Here is a 17,108-nt window from a genome sequence, read left to right as displayed (position 1 = left end):
CAAGATGTCCATTATCGATCATGGACATTATCGACAGCAGAGGCTCACCGTCAGAGCAGTCACAACGGACGGATACCATTGCGACCCGCCCGGTAGTGCCTCTGCGACGGAAGCGCCTGGCGCTTCTTGCCTTGGGCCGGGAGGCCGCCGAGAAGGTCAGAGGTCTGGCCGACTGGGTGGAAACCAGACTGCCGCAGATCGTTCAGGGCTGGGAGGCGCGGGGAGATCATTAGAGGACAGCTCCCGGGTCGCGCTGAGCGTCCTGGACCAACCTACCCGTGCCAGTAGCCAGCCCCGAGGGTGTTGGCGAGGCGCGAGAGTCCAGTCCGAAGCTTTTCCCGGCTCATGGGCCCGCCCAGACAAATCCGCAGGGCCTCCGGCCGCTCGCCCATCACCACGAACGGGTCGCTCGGCAGGATCCCGATACGCACGCCCTGCATCCGCGCCACGACGTCGGCCCGGCTGACGCCCTCGGGGAGCCGTAGCCAGATGTTGAGCGCTTCGGGCTGGCTCTCGAGATCGAAGCCCTCCAGCCCCTTCAAGGCAATCGTCTGGCGCGCCGCGGCTTCCTTCCGCACGAAGTCTCGCACGAGATCGGCCGTGCCATCCTCGATCCAGCGGGTCATGACGGCTGCCGAGAGCATGGGCGGCATGACCGCGATCGTCTTCAGTGTCTGACCGAGCTGATAGGCACACCGCGCATCCGGAGCGACCGTGAAAGCAAGACGCAGGCCGCCACCGAAGACCTTGGCCAAGCCTCCAACATACCAGGAGAGCTCGGGTACAAGCGACGCGATAGGGGGAGGCGCCGATGCCGGCAGGAACCCGTACGCGTCATCCTCGATGAGCGGCAGGTGGTGCCTGCGCAGCACGGTCGCAATCTCCTGGCGCCGGCTCATCGGCATTGTGCGTGTGGTCGGGTTGTTCAGCGTGGGATTGAGATAGAGTGCGCGAGGATGATGCTCCTGAACGGCACCCTCCAGAGCCTCGGGCGTGATCCCCTCTGCGTCCTCCTCAAGGCTCATCAGCCGATATCCGCAGCGCCGGGTGATCGCCTGCGCCCCCGGATAGGTGATCCGCTCCGAGAGCACGACACCTCCGTCGCGAGCGATGGTGCCCAGGACGGCAAAGATCGTGGCGTTGGCCCCCGGCGTGATGGCGATCCGGTCCACCTCGGCCTCAAGCCCGCGCTGTCCAAGCCACAGTCGCGCTGCTTGCCGGTCGACCTCGGCACCGACCGGCGACTGATAGCGCAGCAGGGCGGTGAGGTCGGCCGCGACGGCCGCGACTCCCTCCTGCATCCTTGTGAGCAAGTCCGGGTCGCTGGGCTCCGGGGGAAGGTTCATGGTCAAGTCGACCTCGTCGCCCCGACGCGGGTCGCTCGCGCCAGAGCCCCTGGAGCTGTCCGCAACGAAGGTCCCACGCCCAATCTGGCTCTCGATCAGGCCACGTGACTGCGCTTCGGCGTAGCCGCGCGACACGGTCGTAAGGTCCACCTCGAGGAGTTCCGCCAGACGGCGCTGCGGTGGCAGGCGATCACCAGGTCGCAGCCGTCCCGCCTCGATGTCCAGGGCGATGGCATCCGCCAGCCCGCGGTAGATCGGCCCGCCTTCGCTGCTGATCCGAGGGGTCCAGTGGGACACGGGAGTGGCGCCTCCTGCGCAAGGGGAAGGGTTACCTTGGCAATATAGCTGCCAGTTTCCAAATCGCTATTGCAGACACTGCGACAAGTGACGCATACACTTATCCATACAAATTTAGTATGTGTCCGGAAGTCGAACACGAAATGTCTGGGAGGCCTTCCATGACTGCCATCAGCCAAGTCGCTCAACTTGCCCACAACGATCAGGACGATGGAGAGAATCGCCCTGCGCGTCCGGCTGTCCTGCGGGGCCTCATGGGGCGCTGCCCGGCCTGCGGGGAGGGGCGCATTCTGCACCACTACCTCAAGATCCACGCCAACTGCCCCGAATGCGGCGAGGACCTCTCGCACGCCCGAGCCGATGACGGTCCGGCCTACCTTTCCATATTGATCGTGGCTCACTTCGTGGGCTTCGCCCTTCACATCCTCTGGAGTGTCTGGGAGTTGGAGCCGCTCACCATGATTCTGGTCGTGAGCGGGCTGGCCGTTGGCCTGTCGCTGTTCCTTTTGCCCCGCTTCAAGGGCATGCTGGTCGGAGTGCAGTGGGCCAAGCGGATGCACGGGTTCTGATCAGGACGCGCGCTGCGGAGGCGGCGTGCCGATGCGGACTGTTGGCCTTTACGCCTGACACGAGGGCGAGGTTCACGTCGGTACGTCAAGCCTGAAGCGCGACACGCCGTTCAGGCAGCGCTCTGCTCGAGCGCCTTCGATCCGACCGATGATCATCTCACGGGACAACCATGCTCGAGAGTTTTGACGCACTGACGCTGGCGCGAATCCAGTTCGCGTTTACCGTCTCCTTCCACTTCCTTTTCCCGGCGTTCTCGATCGGGCTGGCGAGCTTCCTCGCCGTTCTTGAAGGCCTGTGGTTGTGGACCGGACGCGAAGTCTACCTGACCGTCTTCCGCTACTGGCTGAAGATCTTCGCGATCGTCTTCGCGATGGGTGTCGTGTCGGGCATTGTCATGTCCTACCAGTTCGGAACGAACTGGTCGGTGTTCTCCGATCGGGCGGGCCCCATCATCGGGCCAATGATGGCCTACGAGGTGCTGACGGCATTCTTCCTGGAGGCAGGCTTCCTGGGCGTGATGCTCTTCGGGATGAAGCGGGTGGGTCGGGGGCTGCACTTTACGGCCACGCTCATGGTGGCCGTGGGCACCTTCATCTCGGCCTTCTGGATCCTGTCCGCCAACAGCTGGATGCACACGCCCGTGGGCTACAGCGTCAACGAGGCTGGCCAGTTCGTCCCCGACGACTGGTGGGCGATCGTGTTCAACCCCAGCTTTCCTTATCGGCTCATGCATACGGTTCTTGGGGCCTATCTCACGACCGCCTTTATCGTGGGTGCCGTGGGTGCGTGGCACCTCTTGAAGGACCGCGCCAACCCCGGCGCGCGGATCATGTTCTCGATGGCCATGTGGATGGCTGCCCTGGTAGCGCCCGTTCAGGCCGTCGTCGGCGACTTCCATGGCCTCAATACGATGGAGCACCAGCCCGCCAAGGTCATGGCCATGGAGGGGCATTACGAAAGCCATCCCGATGGTGCCCCCTTCTACCTCTTCGGCATCCCTGACCAGGAGAGCGGCGAGATCCGCTATCCCCTCGCGATCCCGAAGGTGTCGTCTGTCGTCCCTGATCCTCAAGCACGATCTGAATGCGCCCATGGACGGGCTCGACACGATCCCGCGCGAAGACTGGCCGCCGGTGCCGATCGTGTTCTGGTCCTTCCGCATCATGGTGGGCCTAGGCCTCCTGATGATCACCATGGGCGCCCTGAGCCTGCTCGCACGCTGGCGCGGCACGCTCTTCCACTGGCCGCTCCTTCACCGCTTCGCCGTGCTCATGGGCCCCTCGGGCTCGATCGCGGTGCTGGCGGGATGGGTCACGACGGAGGTGGGGCGCCAGCCCTATACGGTCTATGGGCTCCTGCGAACCGCCGAGTCCGCTTCACCGCTGGACGCACCCGCCGTAGCCGCGTCGCTCCTGGCGTTTGTGGTGATCTACTTCATCGTGTTCGGAATCGGCATCTGGTATCTCCTCCGGCTGATGGCAGCGGCTCCGCACGCCGGCGAGCCCGCCACGGAGGCCAGTCTCGAACGTCCGATCCGGACGGCAGGCATCACTCCCGCATCCGCCGTCCTCTCCGAACCTCAGGAGGGTCAGCGATGATCTACGACTTCGACCTCGCCACCATCTGGGCCTTCATCATCGCCTTCGCTGTCTTCGCCTACGTGGTAATGGACGGCTTCGACCTCGGGATCGGAATCCTCTTCCCCACGCTCCAGGTCGGGCGTGAGCGCGATACGGCAATGAATTCCATCGCGCCCGTATGGGACGGCAATGAAACCTGGCTCGTCCTGGGCGGCGGTGGCCTGTTGGCTGTCTTCCCGCTGGCCTACGCCATCATCCTGCCAGCCCTGTACGCCCCGATTATCGCCATGGTCCTGGCGCTTGTCTTCCGAGGCGTGGCCTTCGAGTTCCGCTGGCGCGACCCAAGGCATCGCCCGGCCTGGGATGTGGCCTTTGCCGGAGGCTCGCTCCTGGCCGCACTGACGCAGGGAATTACGCTCGGGGCGCTCCTCGAGGGCATCCATGTCGAGGGCCGCGCCTACGCTGGCGGCTGGTGGGACTGGCTCACACCTTTCAGTCTGTTCGTCGGCCTCAGCGTCGTCGCAGGTTATGCCATGCTGGGGGCAACCTGGCTCATCATGCGGACCGAAGGCCCGCTTCAGGACCGCGCCTACCGTTATGCACGACGGCTCAGCCCTGCGACCGTCGCGTCGATCGCGGTGGTGAGTGCCGCAACGCCGTTCCTCGAGCAGGAGTACTGGCGGCGCTGGTTCGAGATGCCGGGCGTGATCGCGGCTGCGCTGGTGCCTCTCCTGGTCGGCACCGGAACGGTGCTCCTGTTCCGTAGTCTCGACGACCGGCATGAGCGGGCGCCCTTCCTGCTCACGCTGGGGCTGTTCTTCCTATGCTTCGTCGGGCTTGGCATCAGCATCTTTCCGGACATCGTGCCCGGGGCGGTCACCATCGCCGAGGCCGCAGCTCCTGAGAGCAGCCTCAAGTTCGTGCTGGTCGGGGCCGTGTTCCTGATCCCGATGATCCTCGCTTACACAGCGTGGTCCTACTGGGTATTCCGAGGAAAGACAGATCATGAAGGCTACCACTGATGAGTCGCCGCTCGTCCAACGCCTCCTGTGGTTCGGAGGCCTCTGGGCCGGTGGGGTCCTCTCCGTCACGCTCGTCGGTGCCGTGATCCGCTGGTGGCTGCTGGGGACTTGAGGGGCCCTGTCCGGGATAACCTTCTGCTCTGGAGCGGATCATGAATCCTTTCTCTCACTTCGAAGCCCTCTTGGCCGAGACACGCCTTGATGGGCGCTACCGGACCTTCGTCGAGTTCGAGCGCATCGTCGGGGCTTTCCCAAGGGCCCGCTGGCATCGTCCTGACGGCAGCACCCGAGAGGTGACCGTCTGGTGCAGCAACGATTACCTGGGCATGGGGCAAAACCCGAAGGTGCTCTCCTCCATGCACGAGACCCTGCTGCAAGCGGGCGCAGGCACGGGCGGGACCAGGAATATCCCCGGCACAAATCACCAGCACGTGGCTCTCGAGGCGGAACTCGCGGACCTCCACGGCAAGGAGGCAGCGCTGCTGTTCACTTCCGGGTGGATCTCTAACCTGGCCGCCCTGGGTACGCTCGGGCAGCTGCTTCCGGATTGCGCCATCTTCTCCGACGCCCTGAACCACAACTCGATGATCGAGGGCATCCGCCGCTCAGGGGCCGAGAAGTATGTCTTCCGCCACAATGATGTCGGTCATCTGGAAGAACTGCTCCGCTCTGTTGCCTCGGAGCGGCCGAAGATCATCGCCTTCGAGAGCGTCTACTCCATGGACGGCAACGTGGCTCCTGTCGCCGCGATCTGCGATCTCGCAGAGACGTACGGGGCCATCACCTACCTCGACGAGGTGCATGCCGTCGGCATGTACGGACGCACCGGCGCGGGCGTGGCGGAGCGCGACGGCGTCGCCCACCGGATCACCGTCATTGAAGGCACACTCGCGAAGGCCTTCGGCGTGATGGGAGGCTATGTGGCGGGTTCCGCCCTCCTGGTCGATGTCATACGCAGCTTCGCCGACAGCTTCATCTTCACTACCTCCCTCTGCCCGCATCTGGCCGCTGGCGCGGCTGCGGCGGTGCGCCATCTCAAGGCCGACGGCGAGCTTCGGGACCGCCAGCAGGCGGCCGTCGCGCGGGTGAAGGAACTGCTCGAAGTGGAAGGCTTTGCCTTGGCGCCGACTCAGAGCCATATCCTGCCGGTCCTGATCGGCGACGCTCACCTGTGCCGGCAGATCAGCGAGTTCCTGCTCGAGCGGCACGGCATCTATGTCCAGCCCATCAACTATCCCACCGTGGCCCGCGGACAGGAGCGTCTCCGGATCACACCAACGCCGTTCCACACCGAGGATCACAGCCAGGCGCTCGTGTCCGCGCTCGTCGCAGCGCGCGCCGAGCTGGGCTGGCGACCCAAATGCCCCGGAAAGGCTGCCTGATCATGAACAGCACCGAGTTCCAGTCCGCGTTCCAGGATCTTCCCCTTGTCGCCATCCTGCGCTCGGTGACTCCCGATGAGGTCAACGCCATCGGAGAGGTCCTCGTGGAGGAGGGATTCCGCCTTATCGAGGTCCCGCTCATTTCGCCGGATCCGTTCACCAGTATCGAGCGGCTGGCACGCCACTTCGGTGACCGGGTCCTGGTCGGCGCAGGCACTGTGCGGACGGAGGCCCAGCTCGATCAGCTTCGAGATGCCGGCGGGTCGCTGATGGTCACGCCCCATGGCGACACCGCGCTCATCGCGGCTGCCAAGCGTCGAGGGCTGATCGCAATGCCCGGGGAGACCACCCCGACGGAGGACTTCGCAGTCCTCGACGCCGGAGCGGACGCGCTGAAGATCTTCCCCGCCGAGGCGGTTCCTCCAGCGATCCTGCGTGCCTGGAGGACTGTGTTTCCGCCGGAGCTTCCCCTGTGCCCGACTGGCGGCGTTGAGCCCGAAGGGATTGCTCCCTACGTTGCGGCTGGCGCAGGCGGATTTGGTCTGGGCAGCGGTCTCTACAAGCCGGGCTTCAGTGCGGCGGAGAGGCAGAGCCTATGTCCAAGCCTGGCGGGCCGCGAGGTCAGCGAGGACGAGTTCAAGCCCTTGCGGCTGATGAACGGGCTTTACCTGGAGATCGAGCGAGCCTGCCATCACGGCACAAGCGCGTTGGATGAACTGCCGGCGTGACAGCAGAGCGGAACGTGACCTTGAAGACCGATCCCGTCCATCGCCAGAACGTCACCGGCGCGCTCTGGATGATCGCAGCCATGGCGGCCTTTGCTTTGGAGGACGCGCTTGTAAAGGCGGTGTCCGATATTCTGCCTGTCGGGCAAATCCTGATCATCTTCGGCTTGGGCGGGGCAGTGATCTTCGCCGCTCTTGCGCATCGTCAGGGCGATGCTCTGTTGACACCGGATGTCGTCTCGCCTGCGATGCGGATCCGTGTGCTCTTTGAGATCACCGGGCGGCTGTTCTATGTTTTGGCCTTGGCGCTGATCCCCCTTTCGACTGCGACGGTGATCCTGCAGGCGACGCCTCTGGTGGTGGTGGCCTCTGCGGCCCTGATCTTTGGCGAGCGTGTGGGCTGGAGGCGGTGGACGGCCATCATCGTTGGGCTGATGGGCGTCCTTATTATCCTTCGTCCGGGGACAGAGGGGTTTTCGGCCCTGTCGCTTCTGGCGCTTGTTGGCATGCTTGGCTTTGCAGGGCGCGATCTAGCCAGCCGTGCTGCACCCCGTAGCCTGAGCACCGCCATCCTCGGCCTTTACGGCTTTTTGGCGTTGGCGGCTGCAGGTCTGCTGTTTTTCCTGTGGCAGGGTGAAGCGTTCCAGCTTCCCGATGCGCGTGCCGCTGTGCTGCTTGCGGGCGCCATTCTTGTCGGCATTGGAGCCTACTCCTGCTTGATGAAGGCGATGCGTACCGGGGATGTGTCGGCTGTCACACCATTTCGCTACACCCGGCTTCTGTTCGGGACCGCCCTGGGGATCGTGCTGTTCGGTGAGGCGCTGACTGCCGGGATGCTGGTAGGATCGGGGCTGATCGTGCTGTCCGGCCTTTTCATCCTGTGGCGCGGGCAAAAAAAGCGGTTGAGATCGGTCGAACAGTAACCGGAACGCAGAACCCCCAAGGCAATGAATGGCCGCGTTACCTCAGGATGCACCCTAGCGCAGCAGCCGGGTGCAACGCTTCCGCCGTTACTTTAGGGTCTGCTAGCAACTTTAGAACGCCTCACGTGTGGGTCTATAAACTAGTGGAACGGCCGTGATAGCCATCGCCGCCGGTCGACAACTCAAGAGTTGTGCGATCAGCTCGCCGGCCGCCGCGCGAGCATCAGACCCAATCCAAGGACGACCATGGCGCCGCCTGAAGCCTCGCGCAGCCGGCGCACCAGGCCGGGTCGGCCACCAAGACCTTCCTGCGTGCGTCCCGCCACTACGGCCACTACGAGGTCGGCGAGCGTGTTCAGGATGACGGAGGTCACGCCCAGGATGGCGAACTGGAGCGCCACGTGGCCCGCCCCCACGTCCACGAACTGCGGCAGGAAGGCCAGGAAGAACGCCGCCGTCTTGGGGTTCAGCGCCTCCACCACGACCCCCTCGCGGAAGGCGCGCCGCGCGCCCACGGGCGGCGCGGGCTCCAAGCCCGCCGCGATGGCCTGCGCGTCCCGGCGCGCGGCCAGGATCGTGCGGATCCCGATCCAGACCAGATAGGCCGCACCTACGAGCTTGAGGGCCGTGAAGAGCTGGGCCGAGGCCAGCACCAGGGCCGACACCCCCACGGCCCCGGCGGTCACGTGCACGAGTCCGCCCAAGCCGGTGCCGAAGCTCGACGCGACCCCCTCGGCCCGGCCACCCGAGAGGGTGCGGGCGGCCACATAAAAGATCCCCGGCCCCGGCGTGGCGGCAAGCAGAAGGGCGGCGGCGAAGAACAGGGCGAACTGGTGGGGGTCGATCATGAGGCACCTTCGGCAGGGGTGAAAGGAGACAGGGCCGCGATCCGGTCCAGCACCTCGTCCAGGCGCGCCCGAACTTCCGGTCCGAGGGGCAGGAGCGGGCGCGGCGGCGCGAAGGTGCCCAGCCCCAGCGTGTCCGCTAAGGCGTACACGACGCGGAAGCTGCCGAACTGGCGAAAGAGCGACCAGAGCGGTGCGAAGGCCGCGTCGATCTGCCGGGCCTCCTCGGCCTCGCTTGCCTGAGCCGCCCGCGTGAGTTGGAGGGCGGGCTCGGGCAGGAGCCCGGCCACCACGCTGAACCAGGCGTCGCTGCCGGCCAGGAGTGCGTCGGTCGCACCCCAGTCGCCGCTGTGGCCGATCACGAAGCCCGGGGGCACCATCCTGCGCAGGCGGGCGATCTCGCCGGCAAAGTCGCCGTCCGCCGGCAAGGGCATCTTCACCGCCGCGACCCCGGGCACCTGGGCCAGCTCGGCAATGAGAGCTGGGCTGAAAGTGAAGCGCGTCGTACCGGGGTTGTTGTAGAGGCAGAGCGGCAGGCTGGTCGCCTCGACCACGTCCAGCACGAGGCGGTAGACCTCCCCCTCGGTCAGGGATTGGTAGGACACCGGCGCAAGCAGCAGGCCATCGGCTCCGGCCTCCTCGGCGTCCCGCGCCAGAGCCATCGCCTCGTCGGTGCGCAGCGCCCCCACGCCCACGACGAGAGGCGTCCGGCCCGCAAGGCAGTCGACGGCGGTCTCGACGGCGCGCCGCCGCTCGGGCCGGGTAAGATAGGCATAAGCCCCCGTGCTGCCCAGAAGGCCCACGGAATCTGCTCCGGCCGCCGCAATGCGACCCAAGACGCGGCTCAAGGCGTCCACCTCCACATGACCAGCGGCATCGGTCGGCGTCAGGGGAAAGGCGGAGAGGCCACGAAACAGGGTCATGCGAACGTCCTTTGCTCAGCCCCTGCCTAAGCAGGCTGGGAGAGGAACGCCACAGGCGCATGACGCGCGCCAATCGTGACTTGCGCACTGCATGCCGAGCGCAAGGATTCCTGCGGCTTCCTGTCTGCATTGCTCAGGTGCGAATGTCGCTCCCTTCGAGTCGCTCTGCAAACGATCATCTTGCTGACCGACGCTGCCGCCCGACCTGAGCGACCCGCTGCGGTTGCTCATAGCTAAAGCCCAAAGCCATTCAGCCGGCCAGGCGTTGCGCTGAGTGCCTCGATGATGCGAGCCGGATCGGCAAGGTTGCAGGCGGCCGGTGTCCCAAGACGAAGAGGCCCCGCCGGGACACCTACCCCGGGCGCACGTCTTGGATCTTGAGGCCCTCGACCACGACGTTTCCCCACTCCCAGTCCGTGGTCAGCACCGGCACACCGAGCTGCAGTCCGAGCGCCATGCAGGTCCGGTCGCTCAAGCCCCGGCCATGCTGCCTCGTCTGCGGATAAAGAGCTGCCGCCTGATAGGCCGCCTCCGCATCGTGCGGGCGCACGTCGAGGCCCAGCTCGTCGAGCGCCGCCCGTGTCGCTTCCAGCGAGGCGCCCTCGCGCAGCATCTCCTTGGCCACCTCCTGCAGGTTCACCGCCGAGATCGCGGCGCGGCCGATGTATTCGGCCACCCTGTCGCCGCCCGACTCCTCGCGCAGCGTCGTGAGCACGGCCGAGGCGTCGAGGACGACGTCGGTCACGCTGCACCTCCCGTCTGGTCGCCACTCGACCCCCCTCCCCTTCCCTCGACCGCATCCGCCTCACGCGGCACGACGCCGGTCTCGTCAGCCTCGGCCTCCGCGCGCCGGTCGCGCAGGAAGTCCTCCGTCGTGCGCGGGGTCATAACTGCGGCGCGGTACAGCTCCCGTGCCCGACGCACGCGGTGGCCGAGCGGCTCCAGGCGCACGACATCGCCCTCCATGGTCAGGTGCACCTTGGTGTCGCCCGACAGCCCCATGGCGTCGCGCACGGAGCGCGGCTACCTGAGCCCTGTGCAGTTCGAGGAGAGAGACGCCCCGGTTCGGTCAAAACAGGCGGCCTGACGTGTCCAAGCCGAAGGGCGCACTCCACTCCGCCCGCGAGCCCCATCGGAACTCCCAGACGTACAGCCACCCGCATGTCGAGCGCCCAGTCCGGCTGCGCGAGGCGAAAGGTCACGTAGATTAGAACGGCGACGGCCACCCCCAGCATGAGAAGGTCGGGCGACAGGCTGACCAGCATCGCCGTTCCCACCCCGGCGCCGAATGCGCCGCCAAGGGCGAAGCCGAAGACCAGCGCATATGGCGGAAGATTGTGGCGGTAGGCCCATCCCTGCCAGATGTTCGGGACGAGACTTGGAAATGTGAACAGCGCAACCGCCAGCCGAATATCGTAGAGCATCGCCAGAACCGGCACCGCGAGGAGGGGTGCGCCCGCGCCTGTCGCGCCCTTGAGAACGCCGCCGAGCGCCAGAGCTGTGGCACCCATGAGAAGCTCGGGCCAGTCAATCATGGTTCCTCCCAGTCGATTGTTCGACACCGCAAGGTCGGGGCATAGCAGTTTGGTTTCTGCGCGCGCCCCTATAAAGCCGATGTTCGGCATCGGTCGTGGCATCGTCCCGGGAACTCCTGCCGTGACCTGCGGGTACGTGACCCTATGGAGAAATATCCCGAGCATCCCCACGGCGCCCCGGCAATCCGCATGATCGCAATGCCTGCCGATACCAATCCGTCAGAAACCTACCGGCACCTCAGGTCGAACGTCTCTGGAGCGGCAGAGGAGGCGGCGCGGGAAGGAGGAGGTTATCAGGACACGCACCGGTCTCGCGAGAACATCGTTGCCGCGGTATCGTAGGAGTTGGCCCAATGCCGAATCTGCGCGACGTCCAGATGCGGAACGCTTCGTACATGCGAGCGTTGTGCGCGGTGCAGGAGAGGAGAGCCAGCATGAGCCTCAAGCGTATACTCGGTACGATGCTTGTTAGCCGCATGGCGGGGCGGGGACGGCGACGGGGATCGCTCGGAACCTCGGCGATGCTTGGTGGCCTCGGCTATCGGCGGCAGCCGATGATGGGTGGCAAGATGGGTCTCGCCGCGCTCGGATATATGGCTTACCGCGCCTATCAGGACCAGCAGAGTCGGACCGGTGGAAGCGCCGCGACCGCAAGCCGGTCAGCAAGCTCCAGTGGCGGAATTTCCAGCATGATCCAAGGCGTGGCAGACCGCCTGACCGGCAACACGGAGGCGGGCCACAGCGGAGCCGGCGCAACACGCGGTGGCGCGGAAGAGGATCTGCGGGAGGACAAGCGGGCGGCCGAAAGCTTCAGCGACCAGACCGCGCTTCTGCTCATCCGGGCAATGGTCGCCGCCGCCTATTCGGATGGTGCGATGTCGACCGAAGAACGGCAGCGGATCATGCAGGAAGTCGAGCAGTCCGGCGCTGACGACGAAGATCGTCGCGTCATGGAACGCGAGATCGCGAATCCGAAGCCCCTCGACGAGTTGCTCGCCAAGGTAAATGACGAGGAGACGGCCGAACAGTTCTATCTGGCGTCCCGTGCCGCCGTCGACGGCGAAACGGCCCCGAACAGGGCTTACCTGTCCGATCTCCGACAGCGGCTTGGGCTGTCGGACCAGCAGGCCGCCGAGGTCGAGGAGCTTGCCACGTGACGTCGCATCCCTTGGCGAAGTAACGAATGGCGGCAGGGCAAATCGCAGGGGAAGATCAAGAGAGAGCCATCGTCCTTGAGTTCACGAGCGCGAATTACCGCCTTGAAACCAAGACCATCGAGAAGCATGTGATCCTGTTTATATAATTCTATTTTTTGTTGGCAGTTGGACCGTGTTGCGCGGTCTGCCCGCGAATGAATGCCCTTCTCTTGGGACGAGTCCAACCTGCGTGCCGGATGACGGAATGCCAGGGGCGGTGCAGCGATCAAGGATGGCGATGTGGGTCCGGAGCTGGGCGGCTTGGTGGTCAAAGTCGCGCGTCATAGGCGTCGGTCCAAGGAACCTGACGCGGCTCATCCCGACTTCGACGCGGCGATGGCCTCATGACAGCAGCGCGTGTCGCGGGCCTCAATGCTCCAAGGCACACGGCGCGAACGAGGCAGTCCGCCGGTCTCGCCGCCGGCACGATGGAGCTAAGGCTCACTGCTCTTCAAACGGGCGCTTGCGCATGATCTAGGCGGCGCCGCGCGGATGTCCTTCGAGCCCGAAAGCCTCGCTGGCACTATCCGTTCGGCGATCGAGGAAAGAGACGATCAGCAAGAGGCGCGAACGCGACCTGTCTTCGCCTTTCCTCGATCCCCGCACCGTTCCACCCGCTGAGTCAACGGTTGCGCAAATCGCCCTAGCAACGCCTGCCAAAAACGCGTCCACCTGCCCCGTCACGTTCCGAACGGCCACGTGTCCGGCGCGCCCGCCCGGCGGTGATCGGGCGCGAGCGGTGTCACAGCCGTCGTCTCGTCGAACCATAGCCAAGCGTCATACTGCCGCGAAAGCGCGGTCTCGGCATAATGCGACTGCAACTCCGTTTCGGGCCGATAGATCACCCCGATGAAGCGTTGCAGCCTCTCCTCCGCCAGCCGTTCCCCGAGCGGCCCGGCCGCGGCGAGGTCGAGCAGGAAGCGGGGTTGCCCGGCCTCGTGGCACAGTCTCTCGTAGCTGTCCTCGCACGACGGGCGCACGGTCTTCACCTCCATGTCGCCGCCCCAATCGGTCGCAGCAGCGACGGTGCCGGTATGGGTGCCCATGCCGATCAGCGCGACATCCTCGCCGAAGCGCTCGCGGCAGAGCTGGCCGATATTGTGCTCGCCCTGCACCTTGCCCATCTCCGTGGCGCGCGCATCGCCGATATGCGAGTTATGCGCCCAGACGACGGCCTTCGACTTTGGCCCCCTGGCGTCGAGCAGGTGCTCGAGCGTCTCGAACATGTGGCTGTCGCGCAGGTTCCAGCTTTCGGCACCGCCGTAATACATCACCCGGTAGTAGCGCTCGGCGGAGCGGACCAGACGCGCGTTCTGCGCCGCGTCGAGGAAGCTCGCCTCGTCCTGCCCTTCGAGCTCGAGGCGCTTCTCCAGCAGGTCGCGAAGCTGGGCGATCACCTTCTCCTCGCAGGTCTCGTAGCCCCGGCTCAGCACCGCGCGGCCGTAGGTGGCGGGATCCTTCTGCCACGGCGTCAGGCAGCCATACCACTCCCGCGCAATCCGCGCCGCCTCGGGATCGTGCGCGTCCAGATAGGTGAGCACCGCGGCGATGGAATCGCGCAGGTTGTAGATGTCGAGCCCGTAGAAGCCCGCGCGACGGTCCGGCGCCACGCCGTCGTTGTGCCCGCGCAACCAGTCGGCGAAGCCCTCGACCACCGTGTTGCGCCACATCCAGGTCGGGAAGCGGATGAAGGCGGGCGCCTCGAACTGGCGCCGGGCATGATGTCCGACGAAGCGATTCACCGCCGCGGCATCGGGCCAGTCCGCCTCGACCGCGACGATGTCGTAGCCACGATGCGTGATCAGGTGGCGCGTTATCGCCGCGCGGGTGCGGTAGAATTCCGACGTCCCGTGGCTCGCCTCCCCCAGCAGGATCACCCGCCGGTCTGCCCAGCGGTCGAACATCCGCCCGAAGGCCGGATCCTCGAAACCGGGCAGGGGCTCGGCCGCGTCGGCGATCATCTCGGGCAGGCTGCGGCCCGGCCCTTGCGCGCTGGCGGCGCGGCGGCCCTCCTCGGTCCAGCCCTGCGCCCCGATCAGCGGCACGAAGCGCACGCCCGAGATCCGCTCCTGCGTCCAGTCGTTCGGCCCGGTGCGGGTCACCTTGAGCAGGGACTGGCCCTGCGCCGCCCCGGTCTCGCCCACCGGAATCACCAACCGCCCGCCGGGCGCAAGTTGCTCCTTGAGCGCCTGCGGGACTGAGGGTCCGCCCGCGGCAACGAGGATCGCATCGTAGGGCGCGCTGTCAGCCCAGCCGAGCGTGCCGTCGCCGACATGCACGGCGACGGTGCCGTACCCTTCCGCCGCCAGCCGCGCGCGTGCCGCGTCGGCGAGCCCGCCGTGGCGTTCGACGGTGGTCACGGTGCCGGCGATCTCGGCCATCACCGCCGCGGCGTAGCCCGAGCCGGTGCCGATCTCGAGCACGCGGTCGCCGGACCCGAGACCCGCGGACTCGATCATCAGCGCGACGATGTAGGGTTGCGAGATCGTCTGGCCCTGGCCGATCGGGAGCGGGCCGTCCTCGTAGGCGACCTCCTAGTCGCCGGCCTCCACGAACGCCTCGCGGGGGACCTTGCGCATCGCTTCCAGCACATAACCGTCGCGGATGCCACGGGCCTCGAGCTGCGTCTCCACCATGCGCGCGCGTCTGTCGGATGTCTCGGTCATGGCGCCTCCTGCCGCTGGTCGCGGTTTTCGGCCGGAAGGCGGAAGCCGTCTGCGTTGATGGCAGCCCCCGCCGATATCCACCCACCGTCTGCAGAGCGCAGTCGCCGCGCAGGCTTCTGTCAAACCCGTTTCAGTGCATTAATGTTCATCGCTTTCTCGGCCCTTGTTCAAACGGACCGCGGGCTCGACGCGGAAGCCGTCGCGACCCGGGCATTGATCTCGTTGGCGACCACACCGGGATGGTCCTCAAGAGCAAAATGCTTTCCGCCCCCGATCCGTCGCAGCGGCGCAGAGAACGCGCGCGTGAGGCGCTCGCCATATCGGATCTTCGGGAACCGGTCCGCCGCGCCCCAGACGATCCTCGCGGGAACGCCAAGACCAAGCAGGGCGGCCACCACCGCCTCGGTGTCGCGGACGTCGAGCGCCACGACCTGCCGGGACTGAACAAGCAATAGTCCCGTCACCTTATCCCGGACGGTGCGGGCTGCTCCAACGGCGTCGGGTCATCCACAGGCCGAGGCATAGGCCAACAGCGACGGTGCCGATCACGAGATGACGCGGGCGGAGCCCGCGCCCCGCGATCGAAGGCTGTCCTACCCGGTATCGCGGATCCAGCAGACGCGTGTCCGCGAAGAACCCTCCCAAGAGCCCTTCGGGCAAAGGCTCGATCGCGCGCAGGCCGCGCCCCTCGGAGGGATTCAACGCGGCGATCGTCCCGATCAGCGATCCTGTCCTGGACCGCGTTTCCTCCACCACTTCCGGCGACGTGCCAAGATGCTCGGCAAGAAGCCGCGAACGAATACCTGTGATGGCCTGGGCAGATGCCGCGTCGCGACCTTCGAAAGCCACGTCGCATTCGGTGTCGAAGCCCATGGACCGGTCGTCGAGATTGCTCGATCCGATCTTGAAGAGCCGGTCGTCGACAATGAGGATCTTGGCATGGACATAGATCGGCTCGCCCGCGGCATTCACGGGATGCCAAATCCGGAACCGCTTTTCCCGATCGGCGGCTTGCAGGCGTCGAATCATTCGACCGCGGATCGAGTGCATGGCACGGTCTTCAACGACACTGAGCGCAGCTTCAGGGTTGATTACGATGACCTCGGGACCATTGGGCTCGCGAAGTCGCCGCTCCAGCGCCGCGCATACCGTCTCGGCGGCGAAATACTGGGACTCGATATAAACGACCTCGCGCGCCGCGGCGATCGCCGCGAGGGTCACCTGTTCGATCTCGTTCACAAGTGGTTCTCCGTCATAGGGTGGCTCGGTGCGTACGACGGCCACGTCCACGTCGCGCAGCGTCACGGGCAGACCGTCAGGCCAGAGCGCGTCGACGGTCCCGTCGGGACGCTCGAGTGTTTCGTCGGTGGTGCGCCGCCACCTCGTCCTGGACAGTTCGCCCAGAGCCTCGGCGGCCGGCCCCGTAAGCGCGAGGGTGGCATCGTGCCAGGGCTCGGCTGGCGATCCGTCCTTGTTCCGTCGATGCGGATCGTTCGGGACATGCTCGCTCGTGTCCCACCGGCCCTCCGTGATGTCGATGCCGCCGCAGAACGCGAGGGCGTTGTCGATCACGATGATCTTTTGATGGTGGCATGCCCCGAACGGGTGATGGCCGTCGAGCGCGAAGCGGATGCGCTCGTCGGTCCAGATGCGGAACGCCAGCGCCGGCAGGAGACGCCCCGTCGTCACGAGAACGGAGCCGTTCCATTTGAGAAGATAGAGACGCAGATCGGGCGCGCGCGCCACCACCGTCTCGAGGAAGTCGCCGAGGGCATTGGGCAGACCGTCAGGCGCGTGGCCGTCCGCGTCGCTCTCTCCGGGGAGCATGTCGATCTCGAAGTCGAAATCCCAGCCGATCAGGAGAACCTCGTGCCGGGCCGCCATCAGGGCCCGGCGGAGGTGGGCGAAGTAGTCGGCGGCGTCCACGATCAGGCCGATCTGCTCGGCGTGCGCGATCCGCCAGCACCGGTGCTCCGCCTCTAGCAGGGATTCTGAATCGTTCGGCTGGTCCACGATCGAACCGGTAGTGTCCCGGGGCGTGGTGTAGGAACTGGCGTCCACCTGCTTCTTCATAGCTGGTGTCGCTCGTTCATTGAGC

At 66.0% G+C, this 17,108-nt stretch carries 17 protein-coding genes and 3 pseudogenes; 9 read left to right on the top strand and 11 right to left on the bottom strand.

Going from position 1 to position 17,108, the window contains the following annotated elements; translation table 11 throughout:
- Window positions 1-233: pseudogene (locus Q1A87_RS21055) on the top strand (hypothetical protein); the annotation flags it as partial.
- 39 nt (window positions 234-272) lie between these two features.
- Here the strand turns inward: Q1A87_RS21055 and Q1A87_RS21050 are convergent.
- On the bottom strand, window positions 273-1,643 hold the full coding sequence (locus tag Q1A87_RS21050; RefSeq protein WP_299656123.1) for a PLP-dependent aminotransferase family protein: 1,371 nt from the start codon (window positions 1,641-1,643) through the stop codon (window positions 273-275).
- Between the two features lie 161 nt (window positions 1,644-1,804).
- On the opposite strand from Q1A87_RS21050, the gene Q1A87_RS21045 reads away from it, so the two are divergent.
- The 7 genes and pseudogenes from Q1A87_RS21045 (at window position 1,805) to Q1A87_RS21015 (ending at window position 7,845) form a co-directional block, all read left to right on the top strand.
- Window positions 1,805-2,212 (top strand): DUF983 domain-containing protein, encoded by a 408-nt coding sequence (locus Q1A87_RS21045; protein WP_299656121.1) that lies wholly within the window; start codon window positions 1,805-1,807, stop codon window positions 2,210-2,212.
- Between the two features lie 170 nt (window positions 2,213-2,382).
- Window positions 2,383-3,811, top strand: a pseudogene (locus Q1A87_RS21040) (cytochrome ubiquinol oxidase subunit I).
- A complete protein-coding gene (gene cydB / locus Q1A87_RS21035; protein WP_299656120.1) occupies window positions 3,808-4,815 on the top strand; it encodes a cytochrome d ubiquinol oxidase subunit II in 1,008 nt (335 codons plus the stop codon). The pseudogene Q1A87_RS21040 and the gene cydB overlap by 4 nt, the downstream one beginning before the upstream one ends.
- A complete protein-coding gene (locus tag Q1A87_RS21030; RefSeq protein ID WP_299656118.1) occupies window positions 4,799-4,927 on the top strand; it encodes a DUF2474 domain-containing protein in 129 nt (42 codons plus the stop codon). The genes cydB and Q1A87_RS21030 overlap by 17 nt, the downstream gene beginning before the upstream one ends.
- A 40-nt stretch (window positions 4,928-4,967) precedes the next feature.
- Window positions 4,968-6,197 carry a 5-aminolevulinate synthase gene (hemA, locus tag Q1A87_RS21025; protein WP_299656116.1) on the top strand — a complete coding sequence of 410 codons (1,230 nt, stop codon included), beginning with the start codon at window positions 4,968-4,970 and terminating at the stop codon, window positions 6,195-6,197.
- Between the two features lie 2 nt (window positions 6,198-6,199).
- A complete protein-coding gene (locus Q1A87_RS21020; protein WP_299656114.1) occupies window positions 6,200-6,925 on the top strand; it encodes a 2-dehydro-3-deoxy-6-phosphogalactonate aldolase in 726 nt (241 codons plus the stop codon).
- Between the two features lie 20 nt (window positions 6,926-6,945).
- Window positions 6,946-7,845 carry a DMT family transporter gene (locus Q1A87_RS21015; RefSeq protein ID WP_299656111.1) on the top strand — a complete coding sequence of 300 codons (900 nt, stop codon included), beginning with the start codon at window positions 6,946-6,948 and terminating at the stop codon, window positions 7,843-7,845.
- Between the two features lie 197 nt (window positions 7,846-8,042).
- Here the strand turns inward: Q1A87_RS21015 and Q1A87_RS21010 are convergent, their stop codons facing one another.
- The 5 genes from Q1A87_RS21010 to Q1A87_RS20990 all read right to left on the bottom strand — a co-directional run bounded on the left by Q1A87_RS21010 (window position 8,043) and on the right by Q1A87_RS20990 (window position 11,148).
- Window positions 8,043-8,693, bottom strand: a complete 651-nt coding sequence (locus Q1A87_RS21010; RefSeq protein ID WP_299656108.1) for a LysE family translocator — start codon at window positions 8,691-8,693, stop codon at window positions 8,043-8,045.
- Window positions 8,690-9,613, bottom strand: coding sequence for a dihydrodipicolinate synthase family protein (locus Q1A87_RS21005; RefSeq protein WP_299656105.1), 924 nt, complete (start codon window positions 9,611-9,613; stop codon window positions 8,690-8,692). The genes Q1A87_RS21010 and Q1A87_RS21005 overlap by 4 nt, the downstream gene beginning before the upstream one ends.
- A gap of 352 nt (window positions 9,614-9,965) precedes the next feature.
- Window positions 9,966-10,358 (bottom strand): type II toxin-antitoxin system VapC family toxin, encoded by a 393-nt coding sequence (locus Q1A87_RS21000; protein ID WP_299656102.1) that lies wholly within the window; start codon window positions 10,356-10,358, stop codon window positions 9,966-9,968.
- The gene (locus tag Q1A87_RS20995) at window positions 10,355-10,627 is read right to left on the bottom strand and encodes a hypothetical protein (RefSeq protein ID WP_299656099.1); all 273 of its coding nucleotides are present in this window, start codon (window positions 10,625-10,627) and stop codon (window positions 10,355-10,357) included. The genes Q1A87_RS21000 and Q1A87_RS20995 overlap by 4 nt, the downstream gene beginning before the upstream one ends.
- Window positions 10,582-11,148 carry a sulfite exporter TauE/SafE family protein gene (locus Q1A87_RS20990; protein WP_299656097.1) on the bottom strand — a complete coding sequence of 189 codons (567 nt, stop codon included), beginning with the start codon at window positions 11,146-11,148 and terminating at the stop codon, window positions 10,582-10,584. The genes Q1A87_RS20995 and Q1A87_RS20990 overlap by 46 nt, the downstream gene beginning before the upstream one ends.
- 434 nt (window positions 11,149-11,582) lie before the next feature.
- Between Q1A87_RS20990 and Q1A87_RS20985 the strand changes: the two genes are divergently transcribed.
- Entirely contained in the window at window positions 11,583-12,305 is a 723-nt protein-coding gene (locus Q1A87_RS20985) for a DUF533 domain-containing protein (RefSeq protein WP_299656095.1), read from the top strand.
- A 719-nt stretch (window positions 12,306-13,024) separates the two neighbouring features.
- On the opposite strand, the gene Q1A87_RS20980 is transcribed toward Q1A87_RS20985, so the two are convergent.
- The 5 genes and pseudogenes from Q1A87_RS20980 to Q1A87_RS20960 form a co-directional block, all read right to left on the bottom strand.
- Window positions 13,025-14,305 (bottom strand): erythromycin esterase family protein, encoded by a 1,281-nt coding sequence (locus tag Q1A87_RS20980; RefSeq protein ID WP_363323039.1) that lies wholly within the window; start codon window positions 14,303-14,305, stop codon window positions 13,025-13,027.
- 66 nt (window positions 14,306-14,371) lie between these two features.
- Window positions 14,372-14,863 (bottom strand): annotated as a pseudogene (gene pcm / locus Q1A87_RS20975) (protein-L-isoaspartate O-methyltransferase); the annotation flags it as partial.
- Window positions 14,864-14,878: 15 nt separating this feature from the next.
- Complete coding sequence (locus Q1A87_RS20970; protein WP_299656093.1) at window positions 14,879-15,010, bottom strand: hypothetical protein; 132 nt, start codon at window positions 15,008-15,010, stop codon at window positions 14,879-14,881.
- Window positions 15,011-15,177: 167 nt separating this feature from the next.
- Window positions 15,178-15,438, bottom strand: coding sequence for a hypothetical protein (locus Q1A87_RS20965; protein ID WP_299656091.1), 261 nt, complete (start codon window positions 15,436-15,438; stop codon window positions 15,178-15,180).
- Window positions 15,439-15,475: 37 nt separating this feature from the next.
- Window positions 15,476-17,083 carry a phospholipase D-like domain-containing protein gene (locus Q1A87_RS20960; protein ID WP_299656089.1) on the bottom strand — a complete coding sequence of 536 codons (1,608 nt, stop codon included), beginning with the start codon at window positions 17,081-17,083 and terminating at the stop codon, window positions 15,476-15,478.
- Window positions 17,084-17,108 lie beyond the last annotated feature (25 nt).

Source organism: uncultured Jannaschia sp. (genome assembly GCF_947494055.1).
In the GTDB taxonomy this organism is placed as follows: Bacteria; Pseudomonadota; Alphaproteobacteria; order Rhodobacterales; family Rhodobacteraceae; genus Jannaschia.
This window is presented reverse-complemented; position numbering and strand designations above follow the sequence as displayed.

Coding starts and splice junctions, on each gene's coding strand:
- Q1A87_RS21045 (WP_299656121.1), top strand. CDS start 1,805: ATGACTGCCATCAGCCAAGTCGCTCAACTTGCCCACAACGATCAGGAC.
- cydB (WP_299656120.1), top strand. CDS start 3,808: ATGATCTACGACTTCGACCTCGCCACCATCTGGGCCTTCATCATCGCC.
- Q1A87_RS21030 (WP_299656118.1), top strand. CDS start 4,799: ATGAAGGCTACCACTGATGAGTCGCCGCTCGTCCAACGCCTCCTGTGG.
- hemA (WP_299656116.1), top strand. CDS start 4,968: ATGAATCCTTTCTCTCACTTCGAAGCCCTCTTGGCCGAGACACGCCTT.
- Q1A87_RS21020 (WP_299656114.1), top strand. CDS start 6,200: ATGAACAGCACCGAGTTCCAGTCCGCGTTCCAGGATCTTCCCCTTGTC.
- Q1A87_RS21010 (WP_299656108.1), bottom strand. CDS start 8,693: ATGATCGACCCCCACCAGTTCGCCCTGTTCTTCGCCGCCGCCCTTCTG.
- Q1A87_RS21005 (WP_299656105.1), bottom strand. CDS start 9,613: ATGACCCTGTTTCGTGGCCTCTCCGCCTTTCCCCTGACGCCGACCGAT.
- Q1A87_RS20990 (WP_299656097.1), bottom strand. CDS start 11,148: ATGATTGACTGGCCCGAGCTTCTCATGGGTGCCACAGCTCTGGCGCTC.
- Q1A87_RS20985 (WP_299656095.1), top strand. CDS start 11,583: ATGAGCCTCAAGCGTATACTCGGTACGATGCTTGTTAGCCGCATGGCG.
- Q1A87_RS20980 (WP_363323039.1), bottom strand. CDS start 14,305: ATGATCGCCGACGCGGCCGAGCCCCTGCCCGGTTTCGAGGATCCGGCC.
- Q1A87_RS20970 (WP_299656093.1), bottom strand. CDS start 15,010: ATGACCGAGACATCCGACAGACGCGCGCGCATGGTGGAGACGCAGCTC.
- Q1A87_RS20960 (WP_299656089.1), bottom strand. CDS start 17,083: ATGAAGAAGCAGGTGGACGCCAGTTCCTACACCACGCCCCGGGACACT.